Annotated in this window: 16 protein-coding genes; 8 read left to right on the top strand and 8 right to left on the bottom strand. The window is 70.5% G+C overall.

Features of this window, described 5'->3' with window-relative positions; translation table 11 throughout:
- Positions 1 to 22: 22 nt before the first annotated feature.
- Complete coding sequence (locus AC4FS1_RS03470) at positions 23 to 958, bottom strand: nucleoside hydrolase (protein WP_491152668.1); 936 nt, start codon at positions 956 to 958, stop codon at positions 23 to 25.
- A 147-nt stretch (positions 959 to 1,105) separates the two neighbouring features.
- Here AC4FS1_RS03470 and AC4FS1_RS03475 point away from each other — a divergent pair, with 147 nt between their 5' ends.
- Positions 1,106 to 2,134, top strand: a complete 1,029-nt coding sequence (locus tag AC4FS1_RS03475) for a LacI family DNA-binding transcriptional regulator (RefSeq protein ID WP_491152670.1) — start codon at positions 1,106 to 1,108, stop codon at positions 2,132 to 2,134.
- Positions 2,135 to 2,277: 143 nt separating this feature from the next.
- Entirely contained in the window at positions 2,278 to 3,477 is a 1,200-nt protein-coding gene (locus AC4FS1_RS03480; RefSeq protein ID WP_491152671.1) for a glycoside hydrolase family 3 N-terminal domain-containing protein, read from the top strand.
- Here AC4FS1_RS03480 and AC4FS1_RS03485 read toward each other — a convergent pair whose 3' ends face one another.
- Genes AC4FS1_RS03485 through AC4FS1_RS03500 form a run of 4 tightly spaced genes read right to left on the bottom strand, consistent with a single transcriptional unit; the run spans position 3,478 to position 6,814 of the window.
- Positions 3,478 to 4,341 carry a 3-methyladenine DNA glycosylase gene (locus AC4FS1_RS03485; protein ID WP_491152672.1) on the bottom strand — a complete coding sequence of 288 codons (864 nt, stop codon included), beginning with the start codon at positions 4,339 to 4,341 and terminating at the stop codon, positions 3,478 to 3,480.
- A 19-nt stretch (positions 4,342 to 4,360) separates the two neighbouring features.
- Positions 4,361 to 5,074, bottom strand: coding sequence for an SOS response-associated peptidase (locus AC4FS1_RS03490; protein ID WP_491152674.1), 714 nt, complete (start codon positions 5,072 to 5,074; stop codon positions 4,361 to 4,363).
- A 28-nt stretch (positions 5,075 to 5,102) separates the two neighbouring features.
- Positions 5,103 to 6,146, bottom strand: a complete 1,044-nt coding sequence (locus AC4FS1_RS03495; protein WP_491152676.1) for an App1 family protein phosphatidate phosphatase — start codon at positions 6,144 to 6,146, stop codon at positions 5,103 to 5,105.
- 5 nt (positions 6,147 to 6,151) lie between these two features.
- On the bottom strand, positions 6,152 to 6,814 hold the full coding sequence (locus AC4FS1_RS03500; RefSeq protein WP_491152678.1) for a DedA family protein: 663 nt from the start codon (positions 6,812 to 6,814) through the stop codon (positions 6,152 to 6,154).
- A gap of 42 nt (positions 6,815 to 6,856) precedes the next feature.
- Between AC4FS1_RS03500 and pabB the strand changes: the two genes are divergently transcribed.
- The 5 genes from pabB to holA all read left to right on the top strand — a co-directional run bounded on the left by pabB (position 6,857) and on the right by holA (position 14,857).
- Positions 6,857 to 8,260, top strand: coding sequence for an aminodeoxychorismate synthase component I (gene pabB, locus AC4FS1_RS03505; protein WP_491152680.1), 1,404 nt, complete (start codon positions 6,857 to 6,859; stop codon positions 8,258 to 8,260).
- Positions 8,226 to 10,805, top strand: a complete 2,580-nt coding sequence (gene leuS / locus AC4FS1_RS03510; protein WP_491152682.1) for a leucine--tRNA ligase — start codon at positions 8,226 to 8,228, stop codon at positions 10,803 to 10,805. The genes pabB and leuS overlap by 35 nt, the downstream gene beginning before the upstream one ends.
- Positions 10,806 to 10,895: 90 nt before the next feature.
- The gene (locus AC4FS1_RS03515) at positions 10,896 to 11,492 is read left to right on the top strand and encodes a ComEA family DNA-binding protein (protein WP_491152684.1); all 597 of its coding nucleotides are present in this window, start codon (positions 10,896 to 10,898) and stop codon (positions 11,490 to 11,492) included.
- Positions 11,489 to 13,810, top strand: a complete 2,322-nt coding sequence (locus tag AC4FS1_RS03520; protein WP_491152686.1) for a ComEC/Rec2 family competence protein — start codon at positions 11,489 to 11,491, stop codon at positions 13,808 to 13,810. Before AC4FS1_RS03515 ends, AC4FS1_RS03520 begins: the two co-directional genes overlap by 4 nt.
- A gap of 9 nt (positions 13,811 to 13,819) precedes the next feature.
- Positions 13,820 to 14,857: a DNA polymerase III subunit delta gene (gene holA / locus AC4FS1_RS03525; RefSeq protein WP_491152688.1), complete on the top strand. Its 1,038-nt coding sequence runs from the start codon at positions 13,820 to 13,822 to the stop codon at positions 14,855 to 14,857.
- A 59-nt stretch (positions 14,858 to 14,916) separates the two neighbouring features.
- Here holA and rpsT read toward each other — a convergent pair whose 3' ends face one another.
- The 3 genes from rpsT to AC4FS1_RS03540 form a co-directional block, all read right to left on the bottom strand.
- Positions 14,917 to 15,177, bottom strand: a complete 261-nt coding sequence (gene rpsT, locus AC4FS1_RS03530; RefSeq protein ID WP_491152690.1) for a 30S ribosomal protein S20 — start codon at positions 15,175 to 15,177, stop codon at positions 14,917 to 14,919.
- Positions 15,178 to 15,288: 111 nt separating this feature from the next.
- A complete protein-coding gene (locus AC4FS1_RS03535; protein ID WP_491152692.1) occupies positions 15,289 to 16,008 on the bottom strand; it encodes an alpha/beta fold hydrolase in 720 nt (239 codons plus the stop codon).
- A 63-nt stretch (positions 16,009 to 16,071) separates the two neighbouring features.
- Positions 16,072 to 20,724 carry an ExeM/NucH family extracellular endonuclease gene (locus AC4FS1_RS03540; RefSeq protein ID WP_491152694.1) on the bottom strand — a complete coding sequence of 1,551 codons (4,653 nt, stop codon included), beginning with the start codon at positions 20,722 to 20,724 and terminating at the stop codon, positions 16,072 to 16,074.
- A 217-nt stretch (positions 20,725 to 20,941) separates the two neighbouring features.
- On the opposite strand from AC4FS1_RS03540, the gene AC4FS1_RS03545 reads away from it, so the two are divergent.
- Positions 20,942 to 22,096 carry a pyridoxal phosphate-dependent aminotransferase gene (locus AC4FS1_RS03545; protein WP_491152696.1) on the top strand — a complete coding sequence of 385 codons (1,155 nt, stop codon included), beginning with the start codon at positions 20,942 to 20,944 and terminating at the stop codon, positions 22,094 to 22,096.
- Positions 22,097 to 22,105: the final 9 nt, after the last annotated feature.

Below are 22,105 nucleotides of genomic sequence, written 5' to 3' on the forward strand. Positions count from 1 at the left end.
GCTCCTGGGGTGGGTAGAGGTATCAGAGGGTGAGGGCATCGAGCAGGAGCTCGCGGTGGAAGGCGGTGACGATGCGCACGGGCTCGCGGTCATCCGTCGCGTCGCGCTCGTCGACGATGGTGACGCCGTGCGCCAACCCGCCGTCGTGAACCACGTGCACCCGATGGTGGCGTGAGTCGGCGACGACCTCCGGCCGGAGGGCGATGGCCATCGCCAGCGGGTCGGCACGTCCGAAGTCGGCGCTGGCCGCGTACGCGGCATCCGTGGACAGCCGGTGCTCGGCGAGGCCGCCGAGCAGGCGAGCCTCGGCGGAGGTGCCGGCCCAGAAGGCGGCCATCTCCTCGCCCGAGAAGCGCGTGGCCAACGACGCGTCCCACGTGAGGAGGGTGATGCGCTGCATGCGCGAGAACACGGCTTCGGCCGCCGCCGCGTCGGCGTAGATGTTGTACTCGGCCGCAAGTGAGGCATTGCCGTGCTGGGCCGGGCTGCCGCCCATGATCGTGAGGGAGCCCACCAGGTTCGGAAGGTCTGGCTCCAGGGCGAGGGCGAGGGCGATGTTGGTAAGCGGTCCCAGCGCGACGATGTGCAGCTCCGCGCGGTGCGTGCGAGCGTGTTCGACGATCGCGAGGGCGGCGTGTTCCGGGCGGGTCACGATTCCGGCGCGCGTGCGCGGAAAACCGGCGAGACCGTCGTCCCCGTGGATGTGTGCGGCGCCGACGACAGGTCCCACCAGGGGAGCGGCTGCGCCACGGTACAGCGGCGCCGTGGGTGCGAGCTGCTCGATGAGCCAGGCCGCGTTCGCGGTGACGGTGTCGATGCCGACGTTCCCGGAGACCGTCGTGAAGACCAGATCGGGATGTGCGGCAGAACGCGTCGCCATGGCGATGGCGTGAGCGTCGTCGAGCCCGGGATCGGTGTCGATGAGGTAGATGGCGCACTCGTTTCGATGGGATGCCAAATCGATTTGTCATCAATCTACGCGTCGACCAGGCTTCGAATGGGCGCCGAAACAAGAACGTCACAGAGCGGGAACGAGACAGTCACGCGGGCGATCGCGCGCGGGGATCCGGTGCTCGTTAGCATGGCGCCAGAGAGAGGAGGCCCGATGACGCCATCGCCCGCCGGCAGACCGACCATCGCGGACGTCGCGAAAAGCGCCGGTGTCTCTCGGACCACCGTCTCCCATGCGCTGGCCGGCAAGGGGCGTGTCGACCCCGCGACGCGGGAGCGCGTCCTGCGGGCGGCTGCCGATCTCGCATATCGTCCCAGCCCGCGGGCACAGCGCCTGCGCGGAGGAAGCGCGCGCTCGGTGGCCATCCTCTCCGCCCTCCCTCCCTCCATCGTGGGGGAAGGGTCGGAGATGGGATTCCTCCTCGACATGGCGATGCCGGCCGCGCGGGCCTGCCTCTCGTACGGATACTCGCTCGTGCTGGTCCCGCCGGGTGCCGGCAGTGGTTATCTCGACGGTCTCGATATCGACGGCGCAATCGTCATCGACCCGCTCGTCGACGATCCGAGCTGCGCCGCGCTGGAATCTCGCGGGGTCCGCGTGGTGACGATCGGGAGAGCCCAGGGCGCTCGTGCCGACGCGATCCTTGACCGGGGGATGGCGGGGGCCGACGTCATGCTGGATCATCTCGTGGACCGCGGGGCCCGCTGCATCGCCGTCGTACGGAGCGCGGAGGCTTATGGCGCAGCCTCCGTGCTCGAGGGGCTCGCCCTGGCGAACGGTGGCCGTTGGCGTGACGCCGAGGTGATCGTCGTCGCCGCCGATGCCGCGGGAGGCGAACGCGCCGCGCACCACGCGATCGCCGAACTGCTGCGCGAGCGCCCGGAGGTCGACGCCATCTACGCGCCGCTGGACGCATTCGCCCTGGGAGCCCTGAGCGCCGCACGGGATCGCGGGCGGGTCATCGGTGGCGACCTCCTCGTTGCGACGAACTACGACGGACCGCGCGCGGCCGGAAGCGCGCCCCCGTTGACCGTGCTCGCCCTCGGACTCGACGCGATGGCGCAGACGGCGGCCGATGTGCTGATCCGCGCGCTGGCGGGGGAGGAAGTGCAGGATGTCGTGGTGGAGAGGCCCACGGTCATCCCGAGAGCTTCCACCGCCCGGCTCGCCTCGACGTCGTGAGGCAGCCGAGTCGTCGCGGCGGTCGCCGAGACCGCGTCGCAGATTCGTCGAGGCGCGGCGGATTCGGATGCTGCGAGCCGCTGGGTCCATGTCCGCGGGCGATCTCCGAATCGGCGTGCGGGGCCGCGGCGTAGGCTGAGTTGATGATGCGTCGCCTTCTGGCACCGCTGGCGGCGGCCGTCGTATTGGCGGCAGGCGCAGCCGGCTCTCCTTCACCCGCGGACGTGCCCACCCCGTCGCCGGGCGTCGGGGTCCGGGTCGCTCCCGCACCCCCGGACGACGGGGCAACACGCGAGCGGGCGGCCGCGCGGGTCGCCGCGATGACGCTGCGCGAGAAGGCGGCGAGTGTCGTGATGGGCCACATTCCCACGACCGACCCGGCCGCCGCCGCCGCGTACGTCACCGCCAACGGGCTGGGCGGGTTCATCCTCATGGGCGCCAATGTGAGCGGCGATGAGGACGCGCTCCGCGCGCTGACCTCGGCCCTGACCCCCGATCCGGCCTTCCCGACGTTGATCGCCGTCGATCAAGAGGGCGGCGACGTCTCGCGCCTTCCGTGGGACGACCTCCCGGCAGCGCGGACCTTGAAAGATGCACCGCCCGATGCGGCACGCGACGCCTTCGCCGGTCGCGCGGCGCTCGTCGACCGCGCCGGAATCGCCGTGAACTTCGGCATCGTGGCCGACGTCACCTCCGACCGGTCGATGTTCATCTTCCGCCGGGCGCTCGGGGCCGACCCGGCAGGGGCCGCGGAGCGGGTGCGTGCCGCCGTGCTCGGCGAGGGCGGCCAGGCGGCCTCGACCCTCAAGCACTTCCCCGGTCACGGCGCAGCGCCCGGCGACTCACACACCGGGATCCCGGAAACCGGGGAGCCGCTGGACGAGTGGCGGGCGAGCGATGCCGTGCCCTTCGCCGCGGGCATCGAGGCGGGCGCTCCGCTCCTGATGTACGGTCACCTGCGCTACTCCGCAGTGGACTCGGCCCCCGCATCGCTCTCCCCCGAGTGGCATCGGATCGCCCGGGAAGAACTCGGGTTCACCGGAGTCTCGGTCACCGACGATCTCGGGATGCTGCAGGCTTCGGGCGAACCGGCCTATGCCGATCCTGTCGCGAATGCCGTGTCGGCGCTGACAGCCGGGAACGACCTTGTCCTGTCCGTGATGTTCACCACCGCCGACTCGGCGCCGCGCCTCGTCGACGGCATCGTCGCGGCTGTCGAGTCGGGCGCGCTCCCGGCCGAGCGGCTCGACGAGGCTGCGACCCGCGTCGCGGACCTGCGCCTCGCTCGGGCAGCTGCCGGTGCCGGCTTCGCGCCGTGTCCGGCGTGCGCGCCGGCGGGCTGATCAGCCCACGACGGCGAGGAGCCGCGTTCGGAGACCGGCCGCCCGCGCAGAGAAACCACGCTGCTGCCGCACGTACTCCGCCTTCCCTTCGGCGGTCTCGATCGCGACCGGTTCATACCCCCACTCGGTGAGGTCGTAGGGGGACGCGCGCATGTCGAGTTCGCGGATGTCACGCGCGAGAGTGAAGCTGTCCAGCAGAAGCTTCCCCGGCACCAGCGGGCCGAGTTTGACCGCCCATCGGTACACATCCATCCCGGCGTGCAGGCACCCGGGCTGCTCGAACGACAGCTGCTGCTCACGGCTGAGCGCGGCGCGGTTACGGGGTGCCGCATCCGGGGTGAAGAAGCGGAACGCGTCGAAGTGCGTGCACCGCAGATCATGAGCCTCGACCACCGCGTCGGTGCCGTCGGACCCCAGCCGCAGGGGGGCAGGATGGCGCACCTCGCTGGTGCGGTACAGCATGGCCCACTCGTGGAGTCCGAAGCATCCGTACACGGGTGCTCGCTGCGCGGTAGCCCTGAGGAGGCCACGGATGCCGCGGAGCAGCCCGGCCCTTTCCGCGCCGAGGCGAGCGTCGTCGACCAGGGCCGTGTCCGGCTCGTCGCCCGCGCGGTACCACCGCCACGCGACCCGTTCCGCCGCGTCGCGCAGCTGTACCCCGGCGCCGGGATGCCACCGCCGCAGAAGCGCGGGCCGGTACGAGTAATACGTGAAGAGAAAGTCTTCGACCGGATGCGTTTGTCCCCGGGCCGCCCGCTCGCGCCGTCCCGCCGTCAGAGCGTCGGCACGCTCTGCGTGCGCGTGTGCTGCCTCGCGCCACTCCGCCGCATCGAGCACGACCGCGGGGGCAAGGTCGACGGACATCCTTCGAGGATAAGCGGCGTCACTCGTCGACGGGTTCGATGAGCTCGGGGCCGTTGTTGCGGACGTTGCCCACGGCCTTGGACACGACATGGTCTTCCAGCGCGTCGGCTACCGCGGGTGCGGCGTCGATCGCCGCATCCAGCACATCGCGGACGTTCTCCGTGGACGGGTCGAGCCACGCGTCCGCATGATCGGGGTCCATGAACAGCGGCATCCGGTCATGGATCGAGCCGAGGTGGCCGATCGAATCCCGCGTGAGGATCGTGAAGCTCAGCATCCATCGGTCGGGGTCGTCGTCGGGCAGGGCCGGGTTCTTCCACCACTCGTACAGGCCCGCGAAGAACATCGGGGAGCCCTCGGCGGGATGGATGAAGTGCGGCACCTTGCCCGAGTCGGTGACCTTCCACTCGTAGTAGCCCGACGCGGGGACGATCGCGCGGCGCTTGTGCAGCGCGCCTCGGAACATCGACTTGTCTTCCAGTTCCTCGCTGCGGGCGTTGAACGCGCGTGCGCCGATCTTCGGGTCCTTGGCCCAGCTGGGCACCAGTCCCCATCTCGCCGGCTCCAGGCGCCGCGTGGGAGGGTCGGTCTTGGCCGAGTCGAGCACGATCGCGGCCGTCGCCGTCGGGGCGATGTTGTACGACGGCGCGGGGAGGTCATCGGCTTCGACATCCACCCGGAGCGCGCCCACGAGCTCGGAACCGACGTTCGCTACGACGAATCGACCGCACATGGCTCCACCGTACGCCGTGGCTGCGATGTCAGGCGTGAGGGTCCGTCGACGCGATCCCGACGGCTTCGAGCCGCTCGAGCAGACCCGCGCCATCCGACTCGGTCACCCATGGCACCTTCGCGGCCGAGTGGTCGTCGACGACCGTGCGACCGCCGGCGAGCACCGCCTCGGCGGGGGAGAGGCGACGGATGGCCACGGCCGCGACCGCGCCGGGATTCTCACTGGCGAACTTCGTGTAGATCTCGTCGTCGTGCTGCCCGTCGTCACCGACCAACAGCCAGCGGATCTGGGGGAACTCCGCGGCCAGCCGCTCGAGGTTGCCCGCCTTGTGGTCACGGCCACTACGGAACCAACGATCGTGCGTGGGGCCCCAGTCGGTGAGGAGCACCGACCCCGGCGGAAACAGGTGCCGCCGAAGGAACCGGATCAGGGTGGGTGCGACGTTCCACGCCCCCGTGGAGAGGTACAGCATGGGGGCGCCCGGATTCTCCCGTGTCAGCCGTTCGAGCAGCACCGCCATACCGGGCACGGGCTGCCGCGCGTGCTCGTCGACCACGAAGGAGTTCCACGCCGCGAGGAGCGGACGCGGCAGCGCGGTGACCATGACCGTGTCGTCCACGTCCGAGACGATGCCGAAGCGCACGTCCGACGCCACGATGAACACGCGCGTCTCGACCGGTTCGCTGTCTTCCACCGACATCGTCAGCGTCTGCCATCCCGGCTCCAGCCGAGCGGGGATGACCGTGTCGATGACGCCGCCGCGATCGGCGACGACCTCATGCGTCGTCCCCTCCACGGTGACGCGCACCTGGGCGTATCCCACGGGGACGGACACGAAGCTGCGCCATCCGCGAACGCTCGCGTACTCTCCGGAGGCGTCTTTGCGCAGTGGGGGCGCGATCAGCACCCGGCCGACGATGCGCACCCAGTCTTCGGCGCCGTATCCGGGGAACCCGGTCACCTGCGGCTGGAGACCGCGCGCCCGGGCGCGCCGTTCGCGCCACGAGTGCGCGCGGCGCTCGAGGCGGGCGAGCCAGAGGATCTTGGTGCGTTCGGGTTCGTCGGAGGACATCGGGTCTAGTTTTCCACGTCTTCGGACTGCGACTCGTCGAGGTGGCGACGTTCGACCCTTTCGATGACCTTTTTCCCCACGAAAACGAGCACCACGAAGAGCACGATGACACCGACGAAGAGGTAACCGGCGAAGTGCAGGGTGTCGGCCAGGTCCCGGTAGGTACCGGCTGCCAGAGCGGCAACGGAAATGTAGAGGCTGGCCCAGATGACGCAGGCCGGAGCCGTCCACGCGAGGAACCGGCGGTAGCTGTACCCGCTCATCCCGACGGTCAGCGGAACCAGCGAATGCAGGACGGGGAGGAACCGGGACAGGAAGATCGCAAGGCCTCCGCGGCGCCGCAGGTACCTCTCCGAACGCTCCCAATTGCGGCCACCGATGCGCCTGCCGAGGCGAGACGCGCGGATGCGTGGTCCGAGGAACCGGCCGAGCCCGAACCCGATGCTCTCGCCCACGAGCGCGCCGAGAACCACGGAGACGCCGAGAGCGATCCCCTCCCACAGCGAGGCGACCGCCGTGCCCGCGACGATGACGATCGTGTCGCCGGGAACGACGAGCCCCACCAAGACGCTGGTCTCCAGCAGGATGGCGAGGCCGGCGACGAGCGTGCGAATGACCGGATCCACACCCTGGACCGCATTGAGCAGGTCCGTCAGGATCTCGTTCACGGGACAGAGCCTAGAGCCGCGGAGCCCCTCTAGCCTGGGAGCGTGCCGCCCATATCCGTGACCGTTCCGCTGCCGCGGTGGGTCGACCCGGCGGCGGTGTTCGCGACGTTGGCCGCGACCGACCCGCATGTGTTCTGGCTGGATGCCGGACCCGACGCGGCCGACGGGTGGAGCTGGATCGGTGTCGGGAGCCCGGAGGCGGATCCCGGGAGGGTGCGCGAGGTGGATGCGACGCAGCGCCCGACCCCATCGGAGGCGGGGGCGTTCCGAAGCGGGTGGGTCGGCTGGGTGGGTTACGAAACCGGCGCCGCGGCGGCCGGCGCGCCGGTGCACCCCGCGGAGGACCCTGTGCCGGGGGAGATGTGGCTTCGGGTCGACGACGTGATCGCCTTCGACCACGCCGCGCGGCGAGCGTGGCTGATCGCACCGGAGGATCGGGTTCCGCACCTGTCGGAACGGCTGTTGGCGGCCCGCGACCCCGGGGTGCCGACCGCCGCTCGCACACGGCCGGCTTCGGCACGCCACACCACGGCGCAATACGCCGAATCCATCGAACGGTGTCGCGATCGCATCCGCGACGGCGACGCCTACCAGCTCTGTCTCACGACGCGCTTCTCCGTCGCCGAGCCGGTGGATCCGCTCGACGCGTACGCGCGGCTGCGCGCGGCGGCCCCCTCGCACCACGGCGGACTGGTGCGAAGCGGCGACGTCGCCCTGGCCAGCGCGACGCCCGAGCGATTCCTGGAGATCTCGGGCGGCTCGGTGCGCACGCATCCCATCAAGGGGACGCGCCGGCGCGACTCCGACCCGCAGACGGATCGGGCGCTGGCCGATGAGCTGCGCGCCGATCCCAAGGAGCGCGCTGAGAACGTCATGATCGTCGACCTGATGCGCAACGACCTCTCGCGGGTCAGCCGGCCGGGGAGCGTGACCGTCGAAGGGCTCCTCGAGATCGAGAGTTACCCGGCCGTGCACCAGCTCGTCAGTTCCATCGCCGGCGAGCTGGAGCCGGGGACGACGATCGGCGCCGTCCTGGATGCGGCGTTTCCTGCGGGGAGTATGACCGGAACGCCGAAGCTTTCGGCGATGACGATCCTTTCCGAGCTCGAAGGGGCACCCCGAGGGGTGTTCGCGGGGTGCTTCGGATGGGTCGGCGACGACGGCGCCGCCGACCTCGCGATGGTGATCCGGAGCATCGTGACGTTCCCGGGCGGCGCCTACGTCGGTGCCGGCGGGGGCATCACCTGGCGCTCCCGCGCCGACGCCGAGGTGTCCGAGGTGGCGTTGAAAGCCCGCGCGCCGCTGGCCGCTGCGGGCGCGCACCTCCCGCCAGACTGGGCTGAGCGGGGGTCCGGTACCCTGAGAGGGGCGCCCTCGGCGCAGATTCCGACGTTCCAGATTGGCTTTCCCCGTGTCCCAGACCACGACCCCTTCGACCGCAGCTGACAGCGGTGGATTCGACCCGCACGCGATCCAGCGGAAGTGGCAGGACCTCTGGGCCGCGCACGACCCGTTCCGCGCGGGTGGCGACGAGGACTCTCGCCCCCGCAAGTACGTGCTGGCGATGTTCCCGTATCCGTCCGGCGACCTGCACATGGGGCACGCCGAGAACTACCTGTACTCCGACATCGTGGCGCGCTTCTGGCGGCACCGGGGCTACAACGTCCTGAACCCGATCGGATGGGACTCCTTCGGGCTGCCCGCCGAGAACGCGGCCATCCAGCGCGGTGCGGACCCGGTGGAGTGGACGTACGCGAACATCGCGCAGCAGAAGCAGAGCCTCCACGACTACGGCGTCTCGTTCGACTGGAGCCGGGTGCTCCACACGAGCGACCCCGAGTACTACCGGTGGAACCAGTGGCTCTTCCTGAAGCTGTACGAGCGCGGCCTGGCATACCGCAAGGAGAGCCCGGTCAACTGGTGCCCCTTCGACCAGACCGTGCTGGCCAACGAGCAGGTCATCGACGGCCGCTGCGAGCGATGCGGCAACGAAGTCGTGAAGAAGAAGCTCACGCAGTGGTACCTCAAGATCACGGATTACGCCGACCGGCTGCTCGACGACCTCAACCAGCTCGAGGGTTTCTGGCCGCACAAGGTCCTCCAGATGCAGCGCAACTGGATCGGGCGCTCCGTCGGCGCCGACATCGAGTTCGAGATCGAAGGGCGTGCCGGCACGGTCTCGGTCTTCTCCACCCGCCCCGACACCCTGTACGGTGCCACGTTCTTCGTGGTGGCCCCCGATTCGGACCTGGCGGCAGAACTCGTCGTCGACGCATCAGCGGAAGTGCGCATGCGCTTCCAGGATTACCTGGACCGGGTGGGCAAGACCACCGACATCGACCGCCAGTCCACCGACCGTCCGAAGACCGGTGTCTTCCTGGAGCGGTACGCCATCAACCCGGTCAACGGAGAGCGCCTGCCGATCTGGGCGGCCGACTACGTGCTCGCCGATTACGGGCACGGCGCCGTCATGGCCGTTCCCGCGCACGACCAGCGTGACCTCGACTTCGCTCGCGCGTTCGACCTCCCGGTCAAGGTGGTCGTGGACACGATGGCCCCGGTGACCGGCGCCATCCCCGTGATCGACGTGGACGAGGACGGCGTGCCGATCGACCCGCTGCAGGGGGAGGTCGACGACCTGGACCCGGCCCGCACGGGTGTGGCGCTGACCGGCGAAGGCCGGATGATCAACTCCGGACCCCTGGACGGGTTGTCCAAGCGCACCGCGATCGCCCGGGTCATCGACATCCTCGAGGCGGCCGGCCGCGGCCGTGCGGCCAAGACCTATCGCCTGCGCGACTGGCTCATCTCCCGCCAGCGGTTCTGGGGCACGCCGATTCCCATGGTGCACGGCGAGGACGGGCGGATCATCCCCGTGCCCGAGGATGAACTGCCCGTGCAGCTGCCCGCGGTGGAAGGCCTCGATCTGAAGCCCAAGGGCACCTCGCCGCTCGGCGCCGCCACCGGATGGGTCGAGACCGTCGATCCCGAGACGGGCGCCCCCGCGCGCCGCGACCCCGACACCATGGACACGTTCGTCGACTCGTCCTGGTACTTCCTGCGCTTCCTGTCGCCGGGGGACGAGACGCAGCCCTTCTCCGCCCGCGAAGCCGACAAGTGGGGACCGGTCGACTTCTACATCGGCGGCGTCGAACACGCGATCCTGCACCTGCTCTACGCGCGCTTCGTCACCAAGGCCATGTTCGACATGGGGATGGTGGAGTTCACCGAGCCGTTCTCGAACCTCATCAATCAGGGCATGGTCATCCTCGGCGGAACGAAGATGTCCAAGAGCAAGGGCAACCTCGTCCTCTTCCAAGAGGAGCTGGACACGCACGGCGCCGACGCCCTCCGCGTCGCGCTGGCGTTCGCCGGCCCGGTGGAGGACGACAAGGACTGGGATGACGTGTCCACGACGGGCGCGTCGAAGTTCCTCGCCCGCGCGATGCGGGTCGCCCACGACGTCGACAGCCGCACGGACGTCGTGTGGGCGGAAGGCGACGCGGCCCTGCGCCGCGTGACGCACCGCCTGCTGGCGGATGCTCCCGGGCTGATCGAGCAGACGAAGTTCAACGTCGTCGTGGCCCGCCTGATGGAGCTCGTCAATGCCACCCGCAAGACGATCGATTCCGGCGCCGGCGCGAGCGATCCGGCCGTCCGCGAGGCCGCCGAGGTGACCGCCATGGTTCTCGACCTCTTCGCGCCCCACACGGCGGAGGAGATGTGGGCCGTGCTCGGCTACGAGCCCTTCGTGGGGCTGGTGTCGTGGCGCTCGCCCGATCCCACGCTTCTCGTCGAGGAGACGGTGACCGCGGTCGTTCAGGTCGACGGCAAGGTGCGCGGAACGCTCGAAGTGCCGGCACGCATCGACGCCGCCGATCTGGAGGCGCGCGCCCGTGCCGACGTCAAGGTGCAGCGGGCGCTCGGTGACCGCGAGATCGTCCGTGCGGTGGTGCGCCCGCCGAAGGTCGTGAGCTTCGCCACGAAGTAGCCTCCTCCCCAGCCGGCGTCCGCGAGGCGTCATCCACGGGATGCCGGCGGGGGGCGGGGAGGCCGCATCCCGCCGCCTAGCGTGTCGCGGGTGGCGTCACCATCTGAGGGCACCCGCGTCCGCCGCCGATGGGGCGCGGGGGCGGTCATCGTGGTGGTGCTGGCTGCCTTCGCCATCACGGTGGGAATCGGGATGTTCCGCGGTGCGGCCGGTGGAGCCGAGACGGTCGCACCCTCACCGGTCCGGGCGAGCGCGGAGGCGGAGACCGCGGATGCGGTGTACGTCCACGTGGCCGGCGCGGTGGCTGCGCCGGGACTGTACACGCTTGCGTCCGGTGCGCGCGCGGTGGACGCGGTCGCAGCAGCCGGTGGATTCGCTGCGGACGCCGACCGCGGCTCCATCAATCTGGCACGCCCGGTCGCAGACGGCGAGCAGATCCTGGTGCCCGTCGTCGGCGCCGCGCCCGCACCGGCCCCACCGGGCGAAGCGGGGGACGTGGTCGTGGACCTCAACACGGCCGACATCAGCGCGCTGGAAGAGCTCCCCGGCATCGGACCGGCGCTGGCCGAGCGGATCCTCGCCTGGCGGGAGGATCACGGACCTTTCGCCAGCGTCGAGGATCTGCTTGCCGTGCCGGGGATCGGCGAGAAGCTCCTCGCCGGCCTCCGCGAGCAGGTGCGGGTGTGAACCTCAGCCGCGGCTTCCGGCTCGTACCCGTTGCGGTCACCGCGTGGGGCGCGGCGGCGTTCGCGGTGTTCCTTCCCACCGCGGCAGGTCTCGCCGGGCTCGGGCTGTGGGCGGCGGCGGCGTCTGCCGTCGTCGCCTCGATCCGGCATCCTCGGCCCTGGCTCGGGATCGCCGCCGTCGGTCTCGCCGTCGCCGGCAGCGCCTGCCTCCACGTCGCCGGGGCCCAGCCGCCGCGGGAGGCCGCGACCTCTGTGACCGGCCTGGAAGGCCGGCCCCTGGACGTGGTGGCAACGGTCACCGGGCGACTGGACCCCGCGCCATCCGGGGACGTGTGGTTCGATGCCACCGCGCACACGATCCGGGCGGGAAGTCGCACCGCATCCCATGACGTCTCGGTACGCGTCGGCGTCAGCGCCGATCACGCGGGCTCGCTTGCCGGGGTCGACCTGGGGGCGACCATCCGCGTACACGGAGCGTCGCTGGGGGCCGACCCGGGCGATCGTGCGGTGGCCATCGTGCGCGCCACCGAGCCCATCGACACGCTCACGCCGCCCACGGGGATCTGGCAGGCGCTGTCGGGCGTGCGGAGAGGCTTCGCAGAATCGGCGCAGCGCCTGCCGGGCCCCGGGGCCGGGCTGATTCCGGGGTTGGCGGTGGGCGATACCGCTGGGGTGGCCGCGAGGCTCGAGGATGCGATGACCGTTTCGTCGCTGACGCACCTCACAGCGGTGTCCGGCGCGAACTGCGCGATCGTCGTGGGGTTGGCCTTCGGCTGCGCGGCACTGTGCGGGGCACGTCGGGCCGTGCGCATCGCGGCGGGGCTCGGGGCGCTGGGGTTGTTCGTCCTGCTCGTCACCCCGGAGCCCAGCGTGGTGCGCGCCGCCGCGATGGCATCGATCGCGATGATCGCCGTGGGACTCGGACGTTCGGGAGCCGGGATGGGGATGCTCAGCGCGGCAGTGACCCTCCTCCTGATGTTCGACCCGTGGCTCGCCGTGACGTGGGGCTTCGCCCTGTCGGTCACCGCCACCGCATCCCTGCTTCTCCTGGCCAGACCGCTCGCGGCGGGTCTGTCGCGTCATATACCGCGGCTGCTGGCCGCGGCGATCGCGGTTCCGCTCTCGGCTCAGCTGGCGTGCGCCCCGCTCCTGATCCTCCTCGACCCGCACGTTCCCGTGCTCGGGGTCGTGGCCAACCTGCTCGCGGGGCCGGCTGCCCCACTCGCCACCGTGGTGGGTCTCTTCGCGTGCCTCGCGGCACCGATTCCCGTCTTGCAGGACGGCCTCGTGGCGGTCGCCTGGCTTCCGGCATCCTGGATCGCCGGCGTCGCGGAGACGATCGCCGCCCTCCCCGCTCAGCGCATTCCGTGGATCGAGGGTCCTCTCGGCGTCGGCACGCTCGCGCTCCTGTCTGCAGCGATCTTCGCGGTGATCGTCACCCGACCCGCGCGCATGCGCCAGTGGCGTGCGGTGCGCGGGATCAGCTGGGCGGTGTTGGCCCTGGCGAGCGGGCTCGCCGCGGGACAGGCAGCCCTGGTCAGCGTCGCAGCGCCGTGGACGGTGCCCGTCGGATGGCAGATCGCCCTGTGCGAGGTGGGGCAGGGGGATGCCGTGCTCCTCCGCTCGGGGGAGGCGGTGGCGCTCGTCGACACCGGGCCGGACCCGACGCCGCTTCGCGCATGCCTCGATCGGTTCGCCATCGAGAAGGTCGAGCTCCTCGTGCTGACCCACTTCGACGCCGACCATGTCGGAGGGGTGGAGGCGCTGGCCGGCCGGGTCGGGACGGTCTGGCACGGTCCGCCTGATGCCGACGGCGAACGGGTTCTCGCGGCGCTCGAGGCGGGCGGTGCCGCGCGGCGTGAGGTCGCCGCGGGCGACTCCGGCCGGCTCGGGCCATCGGCCGTTCGCGTGTTCTGGCCGGCGCGATCCGTGCGGGAGCCGGGCAACGACGCCAGCGTCGCGATCGGTGTGACGGGAGGAGGCGTCCCCTCCACTCTCCTGCTCGGAGACCTCGGGGAAGAGGCTCAGACGCGTCTGCGCGCCGCCTCGGAGCTGGGCGACTACGACATCGTGAAGGTCGCGCACCATGGCAGTGCGGATCAGGACGCCGAGCTCTACGACGAGGCAGGCGCCGAACTCGCTCTCATCCCCGTCGCCCCGGACAACGACTATGGCCACCCGCGCGAGACGCTTCTGGATCTTCTCCGCGCCGACGGCACGCGCATCGTCCGATCGGACACCGACGGAGCGGTCGCCGTGTGGCGGGAGGGGGAGGCGCTGCGACTGTGGCGTGAGCGCAGCGTCCCCGCCGATCGTTAGGCTGAATGCATGGCTTCGACACCACGCCGCAGCGCCCCCGCCAAGGCGCGCTCCGCGATCCCGCAGGTGTCGTGGCGGAACCCGCAGCCGGCTCCGATCGTGCTCGTCTCGGGGCCGGAAGAAGTGTGCGCAGAACGGGCGATCGGGGGCATTCGCGAGTTCCTGAAGGCGGAAGACCCCAGCCTGGAAGTCAGCGACGTGCGCGCCGACGACTATGTCGCCGGGACGCTGCTGGGGGTGACGTCCCCCTCGCTGTTCGGTGAACCACGCCTGGTGCGCGTGTCGGGCGTGGAACGGTGCTCGGACGTCTTCCTGGCTGAGGCGGTCTCTTACCTCTCGCAAGCCCAGGAGGGTGCCACCGTCGTGCTGCGGCACACCGGCGCGAGCGTGCGCGGGAAGAAGCTGCTCGATGCCATCCGAGCGGGGCAGGGCGGCGGCATCGAGATCGCCTGCCCGGCGATCAAGCGCGACTCCGACCGATACGACTTCGCTGCGGGCGAGTTCTCCGCGGCGCGCAAACGCATCGCGCCCACGGCGCTCCGGGCGCTCGTCTCGGCCTTCGCGGACGACCTCACCGAGCTCGGGTCCGCGTGCCAGCAGTTGATCTCCGACGTTCCCGGCGACATCGACGACCGGATCGTCGAGCGCTACTACGGCGGACGGGTGGAAACATCAGCCTTCACCGTCGCCGACATGGCGATCTCCGGACGTTACGGAGACGCGCTTCTCGCGCTACGGCACGCTCTGGCCTCCGGCGCCGACCCTGTGCCGCTCGTGGCCGCGGTGGCCCTCAAGCTCCGGACGATGGCGCGAGTCGCCGGGAGCCGGGAGCCTTCGGGAGCCCTGGCTGCGCGGCTGGGCATGAAGGACTGGCAGGTCGATCGCGCGCGCCGCGACCTGGTCGGGTGGTCACAGGTCACCCTCGGCATGGCCATCCATGCCACCGCGCGGGCCGACGCCGAGGTGAAGGGCGCCTCACGAGACCCGATCTTCGCCCTGGAGCGCATGATCACCGTCATCGCGACCCGCGCACCGTTCGCCGCCTGACGCGGCGCAGGTACGCCGAAGGCCCGCTCCGCGAACGGAGCGGGCCTTCGAAACGGGTCTTAGAGAGCCGCGACCTGCTTGGCGATGGCCGACTTGCGGTTCGCTGCCTGGTTCTCGTGAATGACGCCCTTGCTCACGGCCTTGTCGAGCTTCTTGGTCGCCGTGATGAGCGCCTTCTCCGCGGCGGCCTTGTCGCCGGCGGCGATGGCCTCGCGGGTGCGACGCACCTCGGTCTTCAGCTGGCTCTTGACGGCCTTGTTGCGCGCACGCGCCTTTTCGTTGGTCTTGTTGCGCTTGATCTGCGACTTGATATTCGCCACGGTCGACGTCTTTCGTTCGGAGTTGTCTGGTCAATGCTGCATGACAGTAGAGGGGTGCCACGCAGCGGTCGTGAGGGGTGGGACCCACACGCAAGCCAATGACCGAGTCTATCAGTTGTGCTCAAGGGTCGTGATCGCCAGGTTCAGTACCGCGTTGAAGACCTCGGGACGCATGGCGGAGACGAGGTGAGTGGTGCGCGGAACGATGACCATTTCGGCGTGCGGGGCGAGTTTGCGGAAGAGTCGCTCGTTCAATCGCAGCTGATCGTATTGGCCGTTGACGAACCACAGGGGAACGTGGATCCGCTGCAGCGCCGTGAGCAGGTCCAGCACGGAAAGGCTGGCCATGGCGGTGTCTTGCGCATCGAAGGCGTAACCGCCGGCGCCGAAGTCCTCACGGGTCTCGGCGGGGAGGGTCTTCTCCAGCATGTACTGCGTGATGCGCAGCCCCCGCCCGGGAAGCGCGTCGAATCCCCGTGCCAGTGCGCGGTAGGTGGCCAGGCCCAAGCCGCGGGGGATGGCGGTGCAGGACGCGGCGATGAAGCCGTGAAGAGGCGGCGGGTCCGTTGCACCGGCGTACTCGATGCACAGCAGCCCGCCCATTGAATGTCCCACCAGGAGCACGGGGCCGCGTTCGGCGGCGGCGCGCACGGCGGTGTCGATCGTCTCGAATGCGCCGTCGAGGGTGAACGTTTCGGCCATCCTCGTGCCGTGGCCCGGCAAGTCCACCGCCGTCACGGGCGTGCCGCGGCCTTCGAGGTACGCGACCTGGGCGCGCCACATGGTCGCCGACGTGCGGATGCCGTGGACGAGCACGACCTGGACCGTCATGCACCCACGATACGACGCGGCCCCGGCCTCTCCGCACGGGAGACCGGGGCCGCCTTGCACGCGTCAGCGCGACGCGGCGGTCCGGCGCCGGAGGACGAACGCCAGGCCGCCGGCCACCAGCAGGAACCCGCCCGCCAGGGCGACACCCCACGGCAGTTCCGCACCGGTGACCGCGAGGGTGCCGGATCGGAGGACGGTGACGCCGACCTGGATGGGGTCGAGTCCGGCTGCCGTGATGACCAGGCGGTGGGTGCCGAGGTCGAAGTCGACGGGGATCGCGATCGAGAACGAGGTGACGCCGGAGGCGTCGGCCGCGGGGATGCCGGTGACGATGATCGGGTCGCTGAACAGAGTCGCGGCGATCTGCTGCCCGGGGTCGAGGTCGCTGACGGTGACCCGCAGCACGCCGCCCAGTTCGACGCGACCGCCGTTGCTGAGCGTGACGTCGGCCCACTCGCCACCCGTCTGCTGACCGGCCGCGGGCGGGGTGACACCGGGGTCGACCGGCGTCGGCGGCGTCCCCGGGTTCTGACCCGGGTTGCCGACGAGGGACAGGATCGCGCGACCGAGCGGCGCGGGGTCGACCACGTCGAACTCTTCGAAGTACGCCAGCGTCGCGTCGAGGTCGACCTGACCGGTGTCGGTGCGGTCGGTGCCCTCGGCGAACGTGGCGAATCCGTCGCCGCCGTTGGCGAGGAACGAGTTCGTCACGACGGTGAACGTGTCCGTCGGAGCGATCGCCTCACCCTGATAGCTCATCGAGACCACCCGCCCGCTCCGCGGTGCGGCCTGCCCGGGCGGCGGCGCATCCTCGACGTACTCGTAGCTGAACCCGTCCGAGACCCCCAGGTGCAGCTTGGGTCGGTCGCCGGTCGCCTTCCACTGCTGCTGCAGGATCTCCTGGATCTGCGCGCCGGTGAGGGTGACCGTCACCAGGGTGTTGGCGAAGGGTTGTACCAGGGCCGCTTCCTTGTAGGTGACGATGCCGTCCTCGCCGCGGAGCAGGTCCGCTCGCAGTCCGCCCGGGTTCATCAACGCGATCTGGGCCGGGGTGCCCGCGAACTGCGGGTTGTCACTGGTGGCCCACAGGTACACGTCGGCGACCCAGTTCCCCATCGACGACTCCACCCCGCGGTCATCACCGGGCTTGGCACCGCCGCGGAGGATGTCGCCACTGATCTCCCCGACCGGTACGGCACCGCGCACGTCGGCTTCGGCGACGTACGCGTCAACGGTCGCCTGGATGCCGGCGTCGGCGGGGTACGCGCCCTTCAAGGGGAAGGTGCTTCCATCGATGGAGACCAGTTCGTCGCGGACCCGGTCGTAGGCGATGTCGAGCTTGCCCATCGCCTTGCCGTACTCCGCCGCTTGAATCACGGGGCGGGTCTGACCCGCAGCCCCATCGACGGGTACGTCGCACGCGTAGGTCTGGTGCGTGTGCGCCGACACGATCGCGTCGATCTCCGCCGACGCGCCGGTCGCCAGCGCCCCGAACCCGGCCTGATCGGCGGCGAGGGCCGCGCAGTCGCCGGAGGTCGCGGCGCCGGAGTGGGTCAGCAGCACGATGACGTCCACATCATCCCGCGCTGCCAGTTCGGCGGCGACCCGGTTGGCCGCTTCCACCTGGTCGCCGAACTCGATCGTCGCGACCCCGGCGGGGTCGACCATCGTGGCCGTGTCCGGTGTCACCGTCCCGATGAAGGCGACCCCCACACCGTCCTGCTCCTTGATCACGTACTCCGGAAGCACCGGATCGGCGGTGCCCTTCGCGTACACGTTCGCCCCGAGGCCGTACGCCTCACCAAGTGCACGCTGCTCGGCGGTCACATTCGCCGGGTCGGTGTTCCCCCCGAACCGCGGGATGACCCGGTTCACGAGGTCATCGAGCCCCCGGTCGAACTCGTGATTACCCACCGCGCTCACGTCCAGCCCCGATGCCACCAGGGTGTCGATCGTGGGGTTGTCGTCCTGAATCAGCGACGTGAACGTCGATGCCCCGATGTTGTCACCGGCCGACACGAACAAGGTGTTCGGGTTCTCCGCCTCCTGCGCCTTCACGGCCCCGGCGATCACCGCAGCACCCGCTTCGTCACCGGACGGGTTCGCTTCCAGTCGACCGTGGAAGTCGTTGATGGTCAGGATGTCGATCTCGACCGGTGCTTCCTCGGCGGTGAGGCCGATTTTGACGGGGTCGTGGTCCGATGAGCGGTGCGGGCCGGGCTCGTGGAAGAGGGCGCCGTGGTTGTTGTGGCGGCTGTACTCCAGAGCGACGGACTCGCCCGAGTTGATGTTCCAGATGTCGGCGCCGGTGGCGCGTGCGAGCGCCGCCTCGTTCAGCAGCACGTGGTCGAGTGAGCCCGACAGTCCCTGGAACGAGTAGCTCGACTCGCCCAGTTCGAAGGCAGCCTCCGCGTCCGCGTAACCCCCCGCGTAGAGCACCTGCAGCGGGTCCTCCTGGCCGTAGGAGTTGAAGTCCCCGGCAAGGATCACGGAGGCGGTATCACCCTGGATGTCGGTGACCCAGTCCCGCAGCGCGGTCGCCTGCGCCACCCGGGAAGCGTTCGATGCCCCCTGTCCATCACCGCTGTCCTCGTCGCCGGGGAGCGGTCCGGCCGATCCCTTGGACTTGAAGTGGTTCACGACGAACAGGAACGGGTCGCCTCCGGCGAGGGGCTCGAACACCTGACCGATCGGCTCACGCGCGTTGCTGAACGCCTCGTCGCCGTCGCTCAGGGCGCCCAGGGCGCGGGACGGTCCGACGGGCTCGACGAGCGCCGGCTGGTAGATGATCGCGTTGGTGATGAGGTCCTGCTCCGTGACGGGCGGCAGCTCCTCCGAGGATCGGACGTAGTCCCACGTGCCTGCTCCGGCCGCGTCGTTCAGCGCGTCCACGAGCGATGCTGTGGCCTCGTCCGGGGTCTCACCGACCGCCGCGGAGTTCTCGATCTCCATCAGCCCGACGACGGAGGCGTCGAGGGTCGTGATGGCCGAGACGATCTTGTCCTGCTGGCGCTCCAAGTCCGCCGCATCCCAAGCGCCCCGCTGCAGGCATCCCTCGTCCACGTTGTTGCCGTTGCCGGTGCGGTCTACGAATGGTTCGCACGACGGGTCACTGTCTCCAAGCGTCGTGAAGTAGTTCAAGACGTTGAAGGATGCGACGCTCACAGCGCCCCCCACGCCGGCGGGAGCCGCCGTACGGGGATTCGAGAATTCCACGCCGTCGTCGCCGCCCGAGCCGTCGCCGACCAGCGCGCGCGTGGGGTTGAGCTTCCAGGCGCCGTTGCGCCAGTCGACGATGACGGGTGCGGCGAAGCGCGCCGCACCGCCGACGACCACCGGCTCCGTCAGTGACACGTAGGGCGGGGTCAGCCCGCTGTTCGCGGCGCTCAGGAAGTTGGTCGACGCACCGTCGTCGAGGGTCACGGCACGCGCCGCGTTGTCAGCTGCGACGGCCGCCGCCTCGCCGCTGCCCGGGGTCGCGGCATCCGTCGGCTGGCGCAGCGGCTCGTCGCCAGCTGCGAGTCCGACTTCGCTGTACTGGTTGGTCGTGAAGGTGTTCGTGACGGTGAAGGCGCCCTGCGGCTGCACGAGCATCGACTCGAGTGCCTCACGCTGGCCGTCATCGGTGGGCCACCCCACGGTGGCGGGCACGGGCTCGGCCGCGTCGGCGATCACCTGCGCGTCGCTGGGCCCGACGGTCAGCTCCGTCAGGCCGTTGAACTCACCGACCACTCCGGTCACGCGGACGGTCTGCCCGAGGGCGACCTCCGAGACCGCCTGCGGCGCGAAAACGAACACGGCGGTGGACGCGGTGTGGGTGGCGAGATCCAGCGCGCCGCCCGTGCCGGGCGTCTGGATCACGTACCCGTTGAAACCGCCCGTGGGGTAGTGCGCCGTCACGACACCCTCGGTCGTCACGGTCTGACCGCCGAGCGGACTCGACGGTCCCGTGCCCTGGATGCCGGCGATCGTCACGACCGCCGGGTCCGTCGGCGTGGGCTCGGGCGCGGGTTCGGTGGGTGTGGGTTCCGGGGTCGGCCCGGGGGCGGGTTCGGCGGCCCCCTGCGAGTTCCGCGGGGTGGGAGTTCCCGCGGTGAAGTCCGCCCCGTTGACGGCGGTGTTGGTGTGCGCGGTATCCCGAGAGACGCTCGTCGTGTTCGTCGCCCCCGGCGCGGGGGTGCCGGCCGCGGGAGTGGCGTTCGATCCCCACGCGACGTAGTCGACGACGTTCGCCGCATCCGGGCCGCTGACCGCCGTGGTGTCGGACGCGAGGGCCACCTTGCCCGCGGTGCCCCCGAGCGCCAGCGAGCCGGTGGCGTCCGGGGTGGGCAGGGGAGTGGTTCCGCCGTCGCCCGCAGCGAGTTGAACGAGGAAGTGGCCGCGTGCGGGGATGGTGCCCGTCAGCGGGAACTGCTGGGAGAATGCGCCGGTGGCGGAGGCGTACTGCAGCGTCCAGCCCGTCAGCGCCGCCGGTGCGTCGCTGACGTTGACCAGCTCGACGAAGTCGTGGGTCAGGGTGGCGCCGTTGTTGCCGCCACCGCCGTACACCTCGTTGATGACGACCGGGGCATCCGGGCTCACTGCGGCCGAGGCGGGGACGCCGAGACCGACCGCGCCGAGCGACAGCGCGCCGACGAGCGCGGCCGAGAGCAGGGAGCGGATCGTCCCCGTCCGGTGGGAATCACGCAGAACCGGGACCGAGGGATGCGTCGTCACAGACTCTTCTCCGAGATTTTGAGCGCACGCGAGCGTCGCGATGCGCCCGGGGTGGGCACCGTGGGGGGTCGGGGGGACCTGACTCCGATCATAGGGATGGCCGCGGACACCGGGTTTCCGGGGTGTGAACAGTCCGTTCCCGCCATCGAAATGATGCTCGTCGGCGGGTCGCCCGCGCCTGGGTTCGGAGATGGGGGGCGCCCCCTACGATGGCGGCATGCCGCACGTCTCCGCGCACATCGACGACATGCCGGGGTCGGGCGTGCGCCGGATTCTGGAGATCGCGCTGCGGCGCCCGGGGACGATCATCCTGTCCGTCGGCGAGCCCGGGGAGGCCGTCGCGGAGCGGATCCGCGCGGCAGGCGCGCAGGCGTGGACGGACGGTGCGACCCGCTACACGCCCAACGGCGGCATCCGGCCGCTCCGCGAGGCGATCGTCGCCAAGCTCGCACGCGAGAACGACCTCGACGTCGACGTCGAGCAGATCTGGGTCACCGTGGGGGGAACGCAGGCGCTGCACCAGGCGATGACGCTCGCGCTCAGCGCCGGCGACGAGGTTCTCGTTCCCGACCCGGGCTACACCACCTTCACGATGAACGCTCATATGCTCCAGGCCCGGCCCGTGCCGTACCGACTCGAAGCCGTACGCGGCTTCGCGCCCGACCCCGACACCCTTGCGCAGCTGGTCACACCGCGCACCCGTGCGATCGTGATCAACTCGCCGTCGAACCCCCTCGGAGTCACCTACGCCCCCGACCTCATCGCCGAGCTCGTCGCGTTCGCCCGTCGGCACGATCTGTGGCTCATCAGCGACGAGGTGTACGAACGGTTCACGTGGGGTGCTCCACACGCCAGCGCAGCCAGGTTCGACACCGACGGGCGCGTGTTCACGGTGTTCTCGACCTCCAAGACCTACGCCATGACCGGTGCGCGAGTCGGATGGCTCGTCACCCCGCCGGGGATGACCGAGACGATGCTTCGCGTGCAGGAGGCGGCGATCAGTTGCGTCGACACCGCCGCGCAGTACGCCGCCCTCGAAGCTCTCACCGGACCTCAGGACGGCGTCATCGCGGCGGGAGCGCACTACGCCGCCAACCTCAGAGCCGCCACAGCGGTGCTCGACGACGGGGGATTCACCTATCTCGAGCCCAGCGGCGCCTTCTACCTCTGGATCGACATGTCGCACGCGACCGAGGGAAACGTGGCGGCATGGTGCGAGCGGTTCCTGGACGAGCGTGGTGTGGCAGTGGCCCCCGGCTCCGCGTTCGGGGCGTCCGGCGAGGGGTGGATCCGCGTGTGCGTGGCGAGCGATCGAGAGGCGCTCGTGGAGGGGATGCGGCGACTGCCCGCGCCGCGCGCGCCGCGCCCGTAGAATCGAGGG

Source organism: Microbacterium sp. Z12_35 (assembly GCF_058310475.1).

Bases quoted from the DNA above. Each gene is read 5' to 3' on its own strand.
- AC4FS1_RS03545 (WP_491152696.1), top strand. From the start codon at position 20,942: ATGCCGCACGTCTCCGCGCACATCGACGACATGCCGGGGTCGGGCGTG.
- AC4FS1_RS03475 (WP_491152670.1), top strand. From the start codon at position 1,106: ATGACGCCATCGCCCGCCGGCAGACCGACCATCGCGGACGTCGCGAAA.
- AC4FS1_RS03490 (WP_491152674.1), bottom strand. From the start codon at position 5,074: ATGTGCGGTCGATTCGTCGTAGCGAACGTCGGTTCCGAGCTCGTGGGC.
- AC4FS1_RS03535 (WP_491152692.1), bottom strand. From the start codon at position 16,008: ATGACGGTCCAGGTCGTGCTCGTCCACGGCATCCGCACGTCGGCGACC.
- AC4FS1_RS03495 (WP_491152676.1), bottom strand. From the start codon at position 6,146: ATGTCCTCCGACGAACCCGAACGCACCAAGATCCTCTGGCTCGCCCGC.
- AC4FS1_RS03485 (WP_491152672.1), bottom strand. From the start codon at position 4,341: ATGTCCGTCGACCTTGCCCCCGCGGTCGTGCTCGATGCGGCGGAGTGG.
- AC4FS1_RS03480 (WP_491152671.1), top strand. From the start codon at position 2,278: ATGATGCGTCGCCTTCTGGCACCGCTGGCGGCGGCCGTCGTATTGGCG.
- holA (WP_491152688.1), top strand. From the start codon at position 13,820: ATGGCTTCGACACCACGCCGCAGCGCCCCCGCCAAGGCGCGCTCCGCG.